This is a genomic window from Chitinophaga polysaccharea (genome assembly GCF_007829335.1).
Taxonomy (GTDB): domain Bacteria; phylum Bacteroidota; class Bacteroidia; order Chitinophagales; family Chitinophagaceae; genus Chitinophaga; species Chitinophaga polysaccharea_B.
The window spans coordinates 356,892-373,380 of the sequence record NZ_VIWO01000004.1 but is presented as its reverse complement, the minus strand read 5'-3'; the positions used below and the strand labels follow the sequence as shown (position 1 = coordinate 373,380).

Sequence of the window (16,489 nt, the reverse complement as noted above, 5' to 3'; positions counted from 1 at the left end):
TATACCTATATCCTTTTCCCCGTCTTTTTAAACTCCGTAGGGCTTATCCTGTTATACTTTTTAAAAGTACGATTCAGATGACTTTCGTCCGTAAATCCAAGCTCATAGGCTATCTCACTCATACGCATATCACTGTGCAATAGCCTGGTTTCCACTAACCTGACTTTGTAAAGCGTAATATAGCTTTGCAATGTTTCACCGGTTTGCTTTTTAAAATATCGGCCCAGATAATTTGTTGAAATATTAAAATGACGGCTTAAATTTTCAGTTTTAAGTTTCCCGGGTTCAAAAATGTTTACCTGTATATAATTCAATATTTCCAAAATAGGTTCCCCTGTATTTTCCTTTATATTCTTGGGCAGTTTTAACGCAATATTTCTTGCTACAACCGTAATGATAGTACTAACAATTTGTGCTGAAATGCGCGTATAATAGATCTGTTGCCTGGTCTGTTCATCAAGGAGGGCATTTACCAGTGAAAAAATAAAAGGTTTGTCTGTTTTATTTTTTAAGATACACCCAGGCCTATGGCTGGCATTTTGTAAAATATACGCTACATGCGTTACCGTATCCTGATCCTTGCCTGATTTTTCTCTAATGTATGATTCATTAAATCTTAGAAAAAAGAAACTGGTTTTCTGGTCGATATCAAACGAGTAAATATCCTGTGGGGTTAATAAAAACAAATTGCCTTTCCGGTAATTAAACTGGTGATTATTGACAAACTGTACGCCGGTTCCTTCCATCACATAGATCAGTTCAAAGAAATTATTGCGCTTTAACGGCTTTTCGAAGCACTGCAATTCCTTCCATTCAATTTCATATTGTTGGTGTAAAGTTTCCCTCCCCATGTTATAAAAATACAAAATTAGCGCAATAATGTACAACTATAATAACAGCAGTCTTGTATATTTTTGTCAATATAAATTTTACTACAATGAAAATTTTAATGATTGGTGCGGGCGGCACCATTGGCAAGATAGTTACAGCGGCGCTGAAAGGCCATGAGGTCATCACAGTAGGAAGAAATACCGGGGCTATTATAGCTGATATCTCTTCAGAAACTGCTCTGGAAAGTTTATTTAAGCGGGTATCAGATGTTGACGCCATCATTTGCGCGGCAGGGGATAGCATCACCGATAACCTCTCAGCAATGGATAAAGCGCAATTCATGGTGGGTATTCAGCAGAAGCTATGGCCACAGATCAACCTGGTACTTTCCGGTATGAAATACCTGAAGGATAATGGTTCGATCACGCTTATATCCGGGAAAATGGGTGAATTCCCTGCTAAAGGTTCATCGGGAAAAGCATTTGTCAATGGTGCGATCAACAGCTTTGTAATGGCTGCCGCACAGGAAATGCCCAGGGGAATAAGATTGAATGGTATCAGCCCTTCTAAAGTTTCGGATATCAGTGGGGATGAATTAACAGCCGCTTATATTAAATGTCTTGAAACAGCAATAAATGGGGAAATTATAAGAGTTGGTTACCATAAACAATAATTTAAAATGAAGTATATAGCATCTCTCATCTTTGCCATGTCTTGCTCCCTTGTACAGGGACAAGACAATAAAGGAAGGTCAATTTATAAAAGCCAGGAACAATTTTGGGGCACATGGTCGCTTATCTCAATTGAAAATATAAAAGCTGATGGCAGTAAAATTTCCCCCTATGGCGAACATCCCCTGGGGATGCTCATATTTACAAAGACAGGAAAATATGCGATCCAGATACTAAAGGCTGATCGAAGTAAAGTGTTGGCCAATGATAAAGATAAAGCTACAACGGAAGAAAATGCGGCGTTAGTGCGGGGGAATAACTCCCATTTTGGCACCTATACTATTGACGCCAACAAACAAATCATTGTATTCAATATCCAACATGCGTTTTATCCAAATTGGGAAGGAATAGCGCAGGTGCGCACTTATTCATTGAAAAATAATCTGCTGACGTATACTGTCACTACACCTACTAGCGGGGGAGCTGCGGTGGCGAAAGTTGTATGGAGGAAAGATTAGTTGGGCGATAAAAGCACAAAAAACTCCGCCAGTTAAATACCGGCGGAGTGGACTATCGCTTTACGATAATATCTTAGAGATAATTATTGATAATATTCTCAATGTACTCCTGTCTGCCACTTTTTACTGCGGGCTCTCCATTAGCCACCGCATATGCGCGCAAGCTTTCCAGTGTAGCCTGTCCTGCTTCAAAAGTTTTTGCCGCATCCGTGTCGAAAGAAGCGTAGCGTTCCTGGCGGATCTGCTTATAGGCGCTTTTCTCCAGGATGGCGTCGGCGGTGATGAGGGCGCGGGCGAAACTATCTACTCCACCGATATGGGCGTAGAAGAGATCGGCCGGATCGGTGGAATTCCTCCTGATCTTTGCATCGAAGTTGATGCCACCTCCCTTGAAGCCACCGCCCTCCAGGATAATCAGCATAGCCTCGGTGAGTTCATTGAGGTTGGTAGGGAACTGGTCTGTATCCCAGCCATTCTGGTAGTCTCCCCTATTGGCATCAATGCTTCCCAGCAAACCAGCATCAATAGCTACCTGCAGTTCATGCTGGAAAGTATGTCCGGCTAACGTAGCGTGGTTCACTTCGAGGTTGAGTTTGAAATCATTCAGCAGATCGTATTGACGGAGGAAGCCGATCACTGTTTCCGCATCATAATCGTACTGATGCTTGGTGGGCTCACAGGGTTTAGGTTCGATAAAGAAAGTACCGGTGAATCCGTTCTTCCGGGCATAATCTCTTGATGCCTGCAGGAACCTGGCCAGGTGTTCCTTCTCCCGCTTCATGTTAGTATTCAAAAGACTCATATATCCTTCCCGGCCGCCCCAGAACACATAATTTTCTCCTCCAAGCGCTATGGTGGCATCAAGGGCAGCTTTCACCTGGGCGGCTGCATGGGTAAGTACATGAAAATCCGGGTTGGTGGCCGCTCCGTTCATGTAACGACGATGGCTGAACAGGTTAGCAGTACCCCATAGTAATTTAACACCGCTTTCCTCCTGCTTTTGCTTCAGGTATTGCGTGAGCGTTTGGAGGCGCTTTTCGTTGTCTTCAATGTTATTGGTATAGTCTACCACATCCACGTCGTGGAAGCAATAGTAAGGCAGACCAAGTTTAGTAATCATTTCAAAAGCAGCATCCGCTTTGTCTTTTGCCCGCTCAATCGGGTCGGCATTTTTATCCCACTCAAACAGGTGTGTAGCTTCACCAAAGGGGTCGGCGCCAGTACCATTAAAAGAATGCCAGTAAGCAACGGCAAAGCGCAGCCACTCTTTCATGGACTTGCCGGCTACCACTTTGTTTTCATCATACCAGCGGTAAGCCAAAGGATTATCTGTACGTGGACCTTCATACTGAATAGCGGGAATACCGCTAAAAAATTCTTTCTTTCCTGTTACTATTTTCATAACCGTGATTTATTTTTAGGCAAATATTGTCTGAATTTAAAAAGTTGGCAACCGCTATTTTTGAAATAAAATATGCTATCTTATCAACAATGAGTAATTTTTAGCATTTTGTATGATAAAATGGGCTATCTACCGGGAAAATGAAAACGATTCTTCAAAAAATCACCAACGATGCCAGCCAGAGCTTTGCCTGCCGGGTTTATCAAACACCCCAGTTTGAAACCAACTGGCATAAGCATGTTGAGTATGAGCTGATCCTTATCCTGAAAGGACATGGTACCGCCATGATAGGAGATTGTGTATGCGACTATTCCGTTAACGACCTGTTTTTTATAGCCGGCAACCTGCCACATTGGTTCAGGAAAAATCATCCTAAAATGATAGGCGCCGCGCTGGTTATACATTTCACCAATGATTGCTGGGGCGGAGGACTACTGCAAATGGCCGAAATGAAGGCCATACAGTCCTTGCTGCAAAAGAACAATGGGATACAACTGGAAAAAAACCTAAAAAAAGAGGTAACAGAGAGCATGCAACTGATGCATCGCAAAAAGGGCTTTGAAAAACTTATGCTATTATTGGAGTGCCTTCACAAAATAGGGCTTTCCAAACAATATAAAATACTCACGGAAGATTTTACCGACACCAGCAACGTGGTAAATCCCGTCATCGAAAAAGTCATTGATTTCTCTTTTAAACACTACCAGGAAAAAGTTACCCTTAAGCAGGCAGCAGCCATCGCTAACATGAGCATACCCAACTTCTGCCGTTTTTTTAAGAAGAATATCAAAAAAACCTATTTTGATTTCCTGAGAGATCTGCGGATCAGTCACGCCTGCAAATTGCTTACTTCCAGTAACCAGCCAATATTGGATATCTGCTATGAAAGCGGTTATAAAAGCTGGGCGCATTTTAGTAAACAATTCACGGAAGTAAAACAACAAACACCCAGTCAATACCGTAAAACATATTTACCTTAAAAATAACCGGTAAAAACAAGCCCCTCCCCCCATTACCCCCCACTTACGGGTTCCCGTAAAATAGCTCCAAACAGCAGCATTACTTTTGAACTGCAATATCATCGTAGCCATTTACAGGCAATACGATAAATAGCCACTAACATAAAACCCGATAATTACTATGGCGATCAACTTACAAAAAATCACCCTGGAAAAAGCAGGCGACTCTCACGTCATCGATCTTTCCAAAAAAATCGACAGCATTACGCAAGAAATCAACATCAACCTGAACTGGTCTAAAGTAAGCCCCAAAGGGCTGTTTGGCAGGATATTCAGCGAAAGTGCTGATATTGACCTGGACCTGGGCTGCTTCTATGAACTGAACAATGGAGAAAAAAATGTAATAGATGGCCTGCAATTCTCCAAAGGCCGGGGTGGCGCCAAAGACAGGCATACCAGGCAGGGAAGATACACCGCCGCTCCGTGGATATGGCATACCGGCGATGACAGAGGTGCAGCAGCCGGATCAGGAGAAAACATTATTGTGAACCCCAAAGGTATGCAGGACCTGAAACGCATCGTCATCTACTGCTTTATCTATGAAGGCGTAGCCAAATGGCAGGAAACCAATGCGGTCGTAACAGTTAGCGTACCCGGCAGTGCCGACATCGAAGTACAAATGGGCAAACAGAGCAGCCCCTATAATTTCTGTGCCATCGCTGAAATACTGTTTTCGGGCAACGCTATCAGTGTAAAAAAGCTGGTCACCTTCCACCTCCAGCATGGCGAATGCGACAAAGCATATAAATGGGGACTAACATGGGGAGCTGGCTCCAAGTAACCTGCCGTCATAAACATCGTCAACAAAAAATTTCAAAACTAAAACCAGGAAAATCATGTCAATTAACCTGATCAAAGGCCAAAGAGAAAACCTCCAGGCGCCAAATTTTACCATAGGACTTGGCTGGGAGGCAAACAGCTCTTCAACAGGCAGTGCATTTGACCTCGATGCATCTGCCTTTATTTTAGGAGAGAACAGGAAATTACTGTCTGACCAACATTTTGTTTTCTACAACAACCTGCAATCCCCTAATGCGTCGGTGGTGCATACCGGCGATAACCTGACTGGCGATGCAGAAGGCGATGACGAACAAATCATTGTGGATCTCTCCAAAATTGATCCGAATGCCAGCGAAATATGTATCGTGATAACTATTCACGATGCTCTAGCGCGTAACCAGAACTTCGGACAAGTGCGCAATTCATTCATCCGCATCTTCAACTCCCACACCAGTGAAGAGCTGCTCAAATATGAACTGGAGGAAGACTTCTCTATCGAAACTTCAGTGGAATTCGGCCGGATCTACAAAAAGAACGGTGAGTGGAAATTTGAAGCAGTAGGCGCTGGCATGAAAGGCGGCCTGCAGGATTACCTGAACAAATTCAACTGATATAACAAAAATTTCTGTAAAATGAGAAGACTACCGGTATATCTGCTATTAGACACCTCCGGCTCCATGAGCGGTGAACCGATCGAAGCGGTAAAAAACGGCGTACAGATGATGATCCACTCCCTCCGCCAGAATCCACAGGCCATCGAAACAGCCTTTGTAAGTATTATTACATTTGACACTACCGCCATACAGGTAATTCCGCTGACAGACCTGGCCTCCTTCCAGATGGTGGACCTTAAAGCCAGAGGCGTAACCGCCATGGGCGCGGCACTACATCTACTGGCAGATAAACTCCAAAATGAAGTAGCCAGCACAACACCGGAACAAAAAGGCGACTGGAAACCGCTGGTATTTATTATGACGGACGGTGGACCCACCGACGACTGGCAGCGGGGCCACAATAAACTCAAAGCCGTGAATAAGGGACTAATCGTAGGTTGCGCTGCCGGTCATGGTGCCGACGATACAGTATTGAAGCAAATAACCAATTCCGTAGTGCGACTGGATAACGCAGACTCAGAAAGCATCTCCAAGTTTTTCCAATGGGTGACTGCCTCCATATCCACTACCTCCACCAAAGTCGAGGAATCCGGAAAAGAAGTAACAGGCCTGGAACAATTGCCGCCCCCACCATCGAAATTAGTAATAATTGCCTAGCCATGACCAGAAGATTACTCGCCTATTTCCTGCTCGATACCTCCGGCTCTATGCACGGAGAGCCTATACAGGCGCTGAATAATGGATTTAATGGCCTGATCAGTATGCTTAGATCCGATCCACAGGCAATGGACTCCTTGTATGTCAGCGTCATCACTTTTGATAACGATGTTAAAAACATTATTCCCCTTACAGATCTGGCCAGCTTCCAACCAGTGGAAATTAAATGTCCTGACAGCGGGCCTACTCATACAGGACGAGCACTGGAAATGCTTTGTAATCTTGTAAGAACTGACCTGGTAAAAGGATCAGCGGAGGTCAAAGGCGATTGGAAACCAATCTTGTTTGTATTCACAGATGGCAAGCCTTCAGACCTGCAGTTATACCGCGAGTCCACCACCAAAGTAAAGGCGCTGGACTTCGGAATGATCGTTGGTTGCGCAGCCGGCCCTAAATCTGAAATCAGCTTTCTGAAAGAACTCACCAACGAAGTTGTCAGGCTGGACACTACCGACGTCAATACACTGTCCACCTTCTTCAGATGGGTCAGTTCCTCTATTCAAGCAGGAAGTAAATCGCAGGGAACCGGCGAAAACATGGTACTGCCTCCCCCACCCGGTGAATTAATTATCGTCGTATAAGCAGGTATTTATGCCACGATTACGCTCCATACCATTTTACATCAACCGCACATCAGAATAATGGTAGAACTATTCTTAAAACAACTGTTGACAGAGTTCAACATCGCACCAGGTAAAGCTTCGGACAATACGGTTGCGCGCCTGTTACACAATGCGAAAATTAACGAATTGACAAAATCCATCATTGCCGCCAAAAAACAGGCGATAAATATTTTTTATATGTATAATGAAACGGAAGCATTTAAAGACACCAAGATTTTACTACCCAATGCCGTTTCCAGGAAGCCATATGAATACCAGTTCGATCTGTCCTGTTTCCCGCATATTTATATTAAAGAGATCCGGAATCTCGATAAAGTTGGACTATCCTTTGACCCCGCTTCTGCAAAAATATCTGGTATACCAACGTCTGCGCTCTCGCTGGATCTACAGTTATTCTTTACCTGCGGCCAGGAAGAGGAGCAGCTGGAAGAGATTAAAATCATCCCTTTTATCGTAAATGCTGATCCTAAGGACCTCTGGTTAAATAAGCCCAGTAACAAAAATGATCTCTTTGCGAAGGCAGACAGTGACAAGTATGCCGGAACATTTCTTGACAAACACATTGTGGTGGCATCACAACGTGGCAGGTCGCATGCACATGAAGGCCTGTTCCGGGATGATCATTTCTGTACCCGCAAACTACCACTGGACTGGGAGATCATTGCCCTGGCAGATGGCGCCGGATCCGCCAAGTTCTCCCGTCAGGGTTCGATGATGGCCACAACGCTTATTGCAGAAAGCTTTCATGATGAGGTATTGCTGACCGAACTGTCTGATCGTTGCATTGATTATCTTACTACTGCCGGCACCACCACCGGCCAGGAAACATCTTCGGCAGAGGAAGGACAGGTGTTGAAGCATAAATCTTCCATCATCAATATCCTATACAAGTCAGTACGGAGCCTGCATACAACACTGGGCGATTTTGCCCGCCAGGAGGGAATACAACTGAAAGATCTCAATACCACATTGATTTTCGCACTGGTCCGGAAATTTGATAACGGCTATCTAATGCTGACATTCGGTGTTGGCGACTGTCCGGTAAGCGTTATCACCAGCGATCCCGATGAAGTGAAACTCCTCAACCAGCTGGACATTGGCGAATTTGGCGGCGGCACCAGGTTTGTGACTATGCCCGAAATCTTCACCAATGATATGGCCAGCCGTTTTGCCATTAATAGATTTGATAATTTCTCCAGGCTCGTATTGATGACTGACGGTATCTATGATCCAAAATTTGTTACGGAAAACAAACTGGAGAATAAAGCAGCATGGGATACCTTTTTCGCAGATCTTGACGGCCAAAATGAAGACAATGCAAGAGTCGACTTTCTCAGGGATGAGCGTATTGAAGACCAGCTGTTGTCGTGGCTCAACTTCTGGAGCAAAGGCAATCATGATGATAGAACACTCGCTATAATTTATTGACGTTATGCAAATAGTAAAGGTTAACTCCATTATTGACGCCTCCAGATACTATGAATACGTGGACAACGGCAGCCCTAAACAAGGAGGTGTGAAAGATGTCTATTTTTCGCCAGATAGAAAGTATGTTGTCGCATTTTTCAGAACGCCGCTGGACTATAATCAGAAAGACCGGATCAAGCGAATCGTCACATTGTATCTGGAGAATATCAAAAAAGGGAATGCCCCGGATTATTTCCTGCAGGATATTTATCGCTGGCCATATGATGCCGTAGAACGTGACGGAAAAACAGGTGTAATAGTCCCCATCTATGACTCCAGGTTTTTCTTCAGCAAAGGCTACGGTGTCAATGATAATATCAAGGGAGGCGAAAAAGTAGGAAAATGGTTTACAGCTCCGTCTTTTAGAAACAAGCAATACCCGCTGTCTCTCGACAGTAGTGAGTTAGGAGACTGGATCAGCTATTTCCAGATTGCGATTAGCATCTCCAGAGGTGTTAAAAAAATGCACCAGATGGGGCTCGCGCATTCCGATCTTTCCTACAATAATGTGCTGGTGGACCCGGTTACCAAATCAGCCAATATCATAGACCTGGATGGCCTGGTAGTGCCTGGCCTGTTCCCTCCGGAAGTAATTGGTACTGCCGATTTCATTGCACCGGAAGTGCTTCGAACCAAACACCTGAAGCTTTCAGATGTGGGTCGTATCCTGCCTAATCAACGCACAGACCTGCATGCACTGGCAGTACTTATTTACATGTACCTGCTAAGACGGCATCCGCTACGCGGCGGGAAAATATGGGACCTTGACACAGAAAAAGATGAGCTGATGGCAATGGGAGAAAAAGCACTCTTTGTAGAGCATCCCAACGATAAAACAAACCAGGTAAAAACCGACCAACTGCGCAAATGGGAGTCCTTCTGGGGCAACCCTGAAAAAATTCCTTATACCGCTACCGGCCCGTATTTATCAGAGCTGTTCAGGCGCGCTTTTATTGATGGCCTTCACAACCCAATGATGCGCCCAATTGCCAACGAATGGGAAACCGCCCTGCTTAAGACGGTAGACTTAATTCAGCCCTGCAGCAATACTTCCTGTGAAGAAAAGTGGTACGTATTCGATAATACGGATAAACCTGCCTGTCCGTTTTGTGGCACACCACACAAAGGCACACTACCTGTTGCAGACCTGTATTACAAATTCAAAAATGACATCTGGAAACCCGAAGGGCACCGCCTGATGATTTACCACAATCAATATCTCTTCAAATGGCATGCTTCCAGAAAGGTTATCAGGAACGAAAACCTGGGTCCGGAAGATAAAAAGCCAGTAGGATACTTTGTCTTCCATCAGCACAAATGGGTATTGGTAAACCTGGCATTAGACGGGATGAAAGACCTGGTAACCCAGCAAGAAATCCCACGCAATGCCATGGTTGAGCTAACCAGCGGAGGTAAAATCCTTTTATCAAATGAAGAAGGAGGCAGACTGTTGTATATCACTATTACCAATCTGTAATTATTAAGGAGGATCGCTTTTACCTTCCCACAATCTTCTTCGTCACAAATTCATTGAAAAAGAAATCCCTGTAAATACTTCCAATAGGGATTTCATTTGTACCTATATACACCGTGTTATTATCCATGGAATCGATATGCTTAACGTTGATGACATAGGATTTACTTACTCTCACAAACTTATCTTTTGGCAACTGATCGTAAATCGTTTTGATATTCATAGCCGTCATTACCTTCTGGTTTTCGCTATGCATCACGACATAATCTTTTAGACCCTGAATAAAAAGTATGTTATCGAAATAGACTTTAAAAATTCTACGGTCTGCCTTCACAAAGAAAAAGTCGTCTGCTACCTGTTCAATTTTGTTATTGGCGTAATCCGCCTTGAATAATTTAGAGTAGGTATGGGCTTTTTCAACAGCCTTTTGAAAACGCCCTGATTTTACGGGTTTTATCAGGTAGTCAATCGCATCCACCTCATAGCTGTCGCTGGCAAATTCAGCATAGGCGGTGGTAAAAATCACAAATGTTTCTTTGGGAATGGTTCGGGCAAATTCAATTCCATTAATTCCCGGCATTTGTATGTCGAGAAAGATTAATTCGACTGTATTGCTTGCCATAAAATTTCCGGCAGCTTCAGCGCTGTTGAACGAACCTATTAAATCTAAATCACCGGCTTGGTTAATCAGCATCTCTATAGCCTCTCTTGCCAATGGTTCATCATCTATGATAATACAGTTCATAATTCTATATGCTTATAGCTACGCCCATCATAGCTTTATGGTTAAAGTTACACAATACCTCTCGGAGTCATCTTCGATATTCAAACGATGCGTTGCCGGGTACAAAAGCTCCAGCCTTCGTTTGACATTTGTTAGCCCCAATCCGCCTGTATTACTAACGGATTTAAACAGGGGCTTGGAATTGATGCATTTAAAGAAAAGTTCATCGTTGCTAACATCGAAATACAAATTAACGTAAGACGATCTCGCTGCATCGTTGTTGTGTTTCACAGCATTTTCCACAAACGGGATGAACAACAAGGGAGGAATTTGCACGCCGCTCAAATCTCCCTCTTTTGAAATCAGGATATCAAAGCTATCCCGCCTTATCTTTTCCAAATTTAAAAAATCTTCCAGGAAATGAATATCTGAAGTCAGCAGTACACGATCTCTTGCACTGTCGTAAAGTTGATAGCGAAGTAAATCGCTCAACTTCATTAAGACCTGTGAAGCTTTCTCCGGATCTTTCTTTGTCAGCACATTGGCATTGTTCAGCATATTAAACAAAAAATGCGGGTTGATCTGGTTTTTCAATTGCTCCAGTTCTGCATAAGCTTTCGATTGTTCCAGTTCGTAGATCAATTGCTTGTCCATCATTCCCTTCTGAAACAGTTTAATCGAAGCGGAAGCCGCCAGTAGCAGCACGGTCAGGAAGGAAAAAAGTGGGATATTCAGCCCATTTTCTTTGTTAAAAGGATTGAAAAAATAACCACAAAAAGCCACCACAAGCAGGATGCCTAGCACAGATAAGCAATAGGCGATATTTCTATTCCTGAACAAAAGCTTTGGCACCAGCACATACATATTTACATAGAACAATATAATAAAATATAAAAATACTGCGATCGGGCTATCAATTACGGGTGTGCTATTGTACAGTACTATACCTATAAAAACAATGAGCAGCAGATGCCTGAATATCCTGAGGTTAGGTGAAACCAGGAAACGGAAAAGGACATTTTCACTAATAAGTTGCTGACGGGTAAAATCATTCATTTATCAAATTGTATAGCACAAATTTAACAATAAATGCTGTGGGCTGGCCTGCTTTTATACGAAAGCGTGTGTTTTTTATACGAAAACAGGTGCATCACAAAAATGAATAAAATAAGCAATATATTTTGTAGTACCCTGGTATACTTTGCTATAAAAGATGCCGCGTTTGGTATAATTACAAAAAGGCGGTTATCCAAAGGAATAGTTTTGTGTCGAATTTGTAATTGTTAAATCGATTTCTAAAGGATGAGACACAAGATCATTTATACATTGCTGCTTATAACCATTTCATTGGGGGCTTATTCACAGGAGAAAGTCACATTGAGTGGAATAATCAACATGAAAACAAGTACCGAAACAATTATCGGCGCAAGCATTTTCATTCCAGGTGCAAAAATTTCCACCATCACTAATGCATACGGTTTTTATTCCGTCACCTTACCCAAAGGCGAATATACCATCGTTATCAGCTGCGTGGGATTTGAGACTATTGAGGAACATATCGTTCTGGCAGCAAACACCAGAAAGAATTTCTCAATGCTTGAAAAAAGCAAAAACCTAAATGAAGTCGTGATAAAATACAACGGATCAGCAAACAACATCCGAAAACCTGAAATGAGTGTAAATAAACTCTCTATCTCCACCATCAAAAAGATGCCGGCAGTGATGGGCGAGGTGGATGTTTTGAGAGCTATTCTGCAGCTTCCGGGAGTATCCACTGCACAGGAAGGGGCAACAGGCTTTAACGTCAGGGGCGGTTCGGTGGACGGTAATCTGATATTATTAGATGAGGCGGTTGTTTACAACACCTCACACTTGTTCGGCTTTCTATCCGTTTTCAATGCAGATGTGATCAAAGATCTGAAATTGTATAAAGGTGGTATACCCGCTAATTTCGGTGGGCGCACGTCATCTGTTTTGGATATTTACCAAAAAGAAGGGAACAACGAAACATATCACATAACAGGTGGCATCGGGGCGATTTCGAGCCGGTTGTTGGCGGAAGGCCCTATTGTAAAAGATAAAAGTTCATTCGTGGTAGCAGGCCGCACTTCTTATGCTCATTTGTTCATGAAACTGGCAGACAACCCTAATTCCATTTCTTTCTACGATTTGAACGCTAAACTGAATTTCAAGCTCAATGACAACAACAGGATTTTTCTTTCAGGATACTTCGGCAAGGATAAAATGGATTTTAACAATTTCTTCAGCAACAATTATGGTAACTCCTTCTTTAATCTTCGTTGGAATCATATTTTTTCTGATAAATTTTTCTCCAATGCATCGTTCATTTACAGTAAATATGATTATGGCCTGAAGATAAAATATGTCGGCATTGACTGGGTGTCGGACATCCGCAATTTTAATTTTAAGTATGATTTTAACCATCACCTGTCGGATAAGCTGGTTTTGAATTACGGCGTCAATTCCATCTATTATAAATTCAATCCCGGCACCATAAAACCCATAGACTCCACATCAGCTATCAATCCCGACCAGATTGAGAAAAAGTATGCCTGGGAAAATGCATTATATATCAGCGCCGAGCAAACACTCACAGATAAAATATCATTGACTTATGGACTGCGATATAGTTATTTCCTGCGTTTAGGAGAACAGCATGTAAATAATTATGCCAATAACCAGGCAGTGTTATTCAATCCCGAACTACAAATTTACGAAGAAGGGAAACCAACGAGTATAACCTATTACAATAAAAACAAAAAAATCATTGACTTTGGAAACTTAGAACCTCGTTTGGCAGTTTCTTATGCTTTAAATAACGATCAATCCATTAAGGCGAGCTATAACCGGATGAGCCAGTACATCCATTTAATTTCCAACACTGCTTCCGTATCTCCACTCGATATCTGGGCGCCGAGCGATCAATACCTGAAGCCCGAAATTCTTGACCAGGTTGCATTGGGTTATTTCAGAAATTTTCGCAATGGAAAATATGCTCTGGAAACAGAAGCCTTTTACAAGAAAATTCAAAACAAAGCAGATTATATTGACGGCGCCGAACTGATTGCTCAAAAAGCTATAGAACAGGTATTGCTGAATGGGGAGGCAAGAGCCTACGGACTTGAGGTAATGCTAAAGAAAAATACCGAAAGGCTGACAGGCTGGCTTTCCTACACACTTTCTAAAGCTGAGCAGCGCACACCGGGAAGAAATGCAACGGAACCTGGCATTAACAACGGCCAATGGTATCGTGCCAACTACGATAAAACGCATAACCTTTCACTTACCGCCGCTTATCAACTAACGAAAAAATGGAGCTTCGGCGGCATTTTCACCTACCAGACAGGGAAAGCCGCCACCTATCCCATCGGCAAATACCAGTACCAGGGAATTACGATTGCAAATTACGGCCAGCGAAATGCCAATTCACTTCCGGCTTATCATCACCTGGATCTATCGGCTACCTACACTCCCAAACCTGACAGTAAGAAAAGATGGAAAGGTGAATGGGTGTTCAGTATATATAATATTTACGGCAGAAACAACGCCGCATCTCTCATGTTTGAGCAAAACAGGGAAACAGGATTGAGTGAAGCAAAGCAGATATCCATTTTTGGTATCGTACCCGGTGTGACCTACAATTTCAAATTCTAATGCTAATAATATAATAATGAAGAACATACTTAAATACCTGGTTATTCCATGCTGCTTTTTCCTGCTGTCCTGCACCAAAGTAGTGGAAGTGGATCTAGAAACAGCCCCGCCAAAATTGGTCATTGACGCATCGATTGACTGGATAAAAGGCACAACAGGCAATGAGCAGAAAATCAAACTCTCCACCACCACCGGATATTACAATTCCACATTTCCAACGGTTTCAGGAGCAGACATCGTTATAACCAATTCAGCAAATATCGCCTTTAACTTTATAGAAAAGCACGGTACGGGAGAATATATCTGCTCCAACTTCCATCCGGTTATCGGAGAAAGCTATACATTAAAAGTAGTTTTAAATGAAGAGATCTATACCGCCACCGAAACCTGTATGGGCGCACCGCATATTGAAAATAATATAGAACAGAATGATAAAGGCGGATTTGGTGGTGATGAAGTGGAAATCAAATACGCCTATCAGGATAATGGTAATGAGGAAAACTACTACTTACACCGTATTGTATCGCCAGTATCAGCGTATCCGGATTATAAAGCAAACGATGACCAGAACAGTCAAGGCAACCTAATGCAGGAATATTTTTCTGACAAAGACCTGAAGGCCGGAGACACGATACACATCAATCTGTATGGAATTTCCAGGAGGTATTATGATTACTTCAGAAAACTGTTAGCGGCATCCGGGGCCGGAAATGGCCCATTTCAGGCAACACCAGGTTCGGTGAGGGGAAATATCATCAATCAAACCCATTTCGAAAACTTTGCTTATGGATATTTCAGGTTATCGGAAGTGGATGTGAAGGATTATACGATACGGTAATAATGGGATTCCAAATATTGCATATCTGTCAGAGAGCAGTAATCTATACAAAAAAATGGGACAAGTCAAAAAAAACAGACCTATCCCAAGATATATTCATAGCTGGCAACAATGCACCACTTATAAGTAATCTATTAACTGGATTCCCGTCAAAAAAGCATCACAAAAAGTCATATTAACGTTAATTTAAGACGACACTTGTGCTTACTTTTATCTCAGAAGCTTCAGCAGATAGCCGTTATCCCAGTTGTTGATGATGCAGCATATAGCCTTAGCTCTATTATAAATGTAAGTGTTTGTTTCCTGTTATTCTTTGTTAATCGGCATCAGTAACGATGTGCCATAGATCTTTAAATCCGTTTGCAGAAAGAACAACTTCTAACAGAGATTTTTCAATTATTGACCCATAGGAAGTCTTCACCGACGGACAATTTTTGATAAGGCCATGTCTATCAATTGAAATTTTAGAACCCTTATTAGTCACTTTAATTTTTTAAAATATGAAACCCTTACAGATTTTTTCAATATGCTTTTTTCTTATCCCAATAACAACTATAGCGCAATCAAAGGATTCGCTTCCTATTGTTGATTTAATTGATACTGGTGGACGAGTCCTGAAGACTGTTAATTTTAATGATAGGAGTTTTATTCGTCTGGTGGATGGGCTCGTAGATTCATCTCAATTTGCAGGAAAGGTGAATGACTGGCAAAAGATTCGTAATGAAGATTTTAATAAAGAACTGAATTTAGAACCGGCTACCAAACCAGTATTGATTATTAATACACCTAACACGCCTTTTGAAGATTATATCTATGATACATTTAGTTACAATTTTTTATATAATAAGGTAAATGGAAAATCATATTATACCAAAAAGCCTATAATGATAAATGGAATTTTAATATCAGGAGACAGGATAAAGAGTATCGTAATGAATAGTCAAACCAAATCCAATATTCAAGATATATCCTATATTCAACCATCTAAGCTCGACTTGAAGATTAGATCCATAGCCCCCTTTGGTGTAATAAGTATAAAATCTAAAGATCTATAAAACGAATTTGCTGTTGCTTCTTGATGCAAGCTATCGAAACCGACATAAAGTCAGCACAGCTGGGTGTACGCCTGATAGCAT

The 16,489-nt window shown here is 42.2% G+C and carries 16 protein-coding genes; 12 read left to right on the top strand and 4 right to left on the bottom strand.

The window, feature by feature from the left end; genetic code table 11:
* Positions 1-5: 5 nt before the first annotated feature.
* The gene (locus FHW36_RS16100; protein ID WP_145670590.1) at positions 6-851 is read right to left on the bottom strand and encodes an AraC family transcriptional regulator; all 846 of its coding nucleotides are present in this window, start codon (positions 849-851) and stop codon (positions 6-8) included.
* A gap of 53 nt (positions 852-904) precedes the next feature.
* On the opposite strand from FHW36_RS16100, the gene FHW36_RS16095 reads away from it, so the two are divergent.
* Both FHW36_RS16095 and FHW36_RS16090 read left to right on the top strand, forming a co-directional pair.
* Positions 905-1,504, top strand: a complete 600-nt coding sequence (locus tag FHW36_RS16095; protein WP_222429095.1) for a short chain dehydrogenase — start codon at positions 905-907, stop codon at positions 1,502-1,504.
* Positions 1,505-1,510: 6 nt separating this feature from the next.
* A complete protein-coding gene (locus FHW36_RS16090; RefSeq protein ID WP_222429094.1) occupies positions 1,511-2,020 on the top strand; it encodes a lipocalin-like domain-containing protein in 510 nt (169 codons plus the stop codon).
* Positions 2,021-2,093: 73 nt separating this feature from the next.
* Here the strand turns inward: FHW36_RS16090 and xylA are convergent, their stop codons facing one another.
* The gene (gene xylA, locus FHW36_RS16085) at positions 2,094-3,422 is read right to left on the bottom strand and encodes a xylose isomerase (RefSeq protein WP_145670589.1); all 1,329 of its coding nucleotides are present in this window, start codon (positions 3,420-3,422) and stop codon (positions 2,094-2,096) included.
* 140 nt (positions 3,423-3,562) lie between these two features.
* Between xylA and FHW36_RS16080 the strand changes: the two genes are divergently transcribed.
* The 7 genes from FHW36_RS16080 (at position 3,563) to FHW36_RS16050 (ending at position 10,119) form a co-directional block, all read left to right on the top strand.
* Positions 3,563-4,402, top strand: a complete 840-nt coding sequence (locus FHW36_RS16080; RefSeq protein WP_145670588.1) for an AraC family transcriptional regulator — start codon at positions 3,563-3,565, stop codon at positions 4,400-4,402.
* Between the two features lie 160 nt (positions 4,403-4,562).
* The gene (locus FHW36_RS16075) at positions 4,563-5,222 is read left to right on the top strand and encodes a stress protein (RefSeq protein ID WP_145670587.1); all 660 of its coding nucleotides are present in this window, start codon (positions 4,563-4,565) and stop codon (positions 5,220-5,222) included.
* Between the two features lie 55 nt (positions 5,223-5,277).
* Positions 5,278-5,832, top strand: a complete 555-nt coding sequence (locus FHW36_RS16070; protein WP_145670586.1) for a TerD family protein — start codon at positions 5,278-5,280, stop codon at positions 5,830-5,832.
* 21 nt (positions 5,833-5,853) lie between these two features.
* Entirely contained in the window at positions 5,854-6,492 is a 639-nt protein-coding gene (locus FHW36_RS16065) for a vWA domain-containing protein (protein ID WP_145670585.1), read from the top strand.
* A gap of 2 nt (positions 6,493-6,494) precedes the next feature.
* Positions 6,495-7,133, top strand: coding sequence for a vWA domain-containing protein (locus FHW36_RS16060; protein ID WP_145670584.1), 639 nt, complete (start codon positions 6,495-6,497; stop codon positions 7,131-7,133).
* Positions 7,134-7,193: 60 nt separating this feature from the next.
* On the top strand, positions 7,194-8,603 hold the full coding sequence (locus tag FHW36_RS16055; protein WP_145670583.1) for a PP2C family serine/threonine-protein phosphatase: 1,410 nt from the start codon (positions 7,194-7,196) through the stop codon (positions 8,601-8,603).
* Positions 8,604-8,607: 4 nt separating this feature from the next.
* Positions 8,608-10,119 carry a helix-hairpin-helix domain-containing protein gene (locus tag FHW36_RS16050; RefSeq protein WP_145670582.1) on the top strand — a complete coding sequence of 504 codons (1,512 nt, stop codon included), beginning with the start codon at positions 8,608-8,610 and terminating at the stop codon, positions 10,117-10,119.
* 19 nt (positions 10,120-10,138) lie between these two features.
* On the opposite strand, the gene FHW36_RS16045 is transcribed toward FHW36_RS16050, so the two are convergent.
* Positions 10,139-10,861: a LytR/AlgR family response regulator transcription factor gene (locus FHW36_RS16045; RefSeq protein ID WP_145670581.1), complete on the bottom strand. Its 723-nt coding sequence runs from the start codon at positions 10,859-10,861 to the stop codon at positions 10,139-10,141.
* Positions 10,862-10,888: 27 nt separating this feature from the next.
* Positions 10,889-11,704: a sensor histidine kinase gene (locus FHW36_RS16040; RefSeq protein ID WP_246121166.1), complete on the bottom strand. Its 816-nt coding sequence runs from the start codon at positions 11,702-11,704 to the stop codon at positions 10,889-10,891.
* Between the two features lie 438 nt (positions 11,705-12,142).
* Between FHW36_RS16040 and FHW36_RS16035 the strand changes: the two genes are divergently transcribed.
* From FHW36_RS16035 to FHW36_RS16025, 3 genes are all read left to right on the top strand, one after another.
* The gene (locus FHW36_RS16035; protein WP_145670579.1) at positions 12,143-14,515 is read left to right on the top strand and encodes a TonB-dependent receptor; all 2,373 of its coding nucleotides are present in this window, start codon (positions 12,143-12,145) and stop codon (positions 14,513-14,515) included.
* A gap of 88 nt (positions 14,516-14,603) precedes the next feature.
* On the top strand, positions 14,604-15,353 hold the full coding sequence (locus FHW36_RS16030) for a DUF4249 domain-containing protein (RefSeq protein ID WP_246121164.1): 750 nt from the start codon (positions 14,604-14,606) through the stop codon (positions 15,351-15,353).
* Positions 15,354-15,853: 500 nt separating this feature from the next.
* Positions 15,854-16,408: a hypothetical protein gene (locus FHW36_RS16025; protein ID WP_145670577.1), complete on the top strand. Its 555-nt coding sequence runs from the start codon at positions 15,854-15,856 to the stop codon at positions 16,406-16,408.
* Positions 16,409-16,489: the final 81 nt, after the last annotated feature.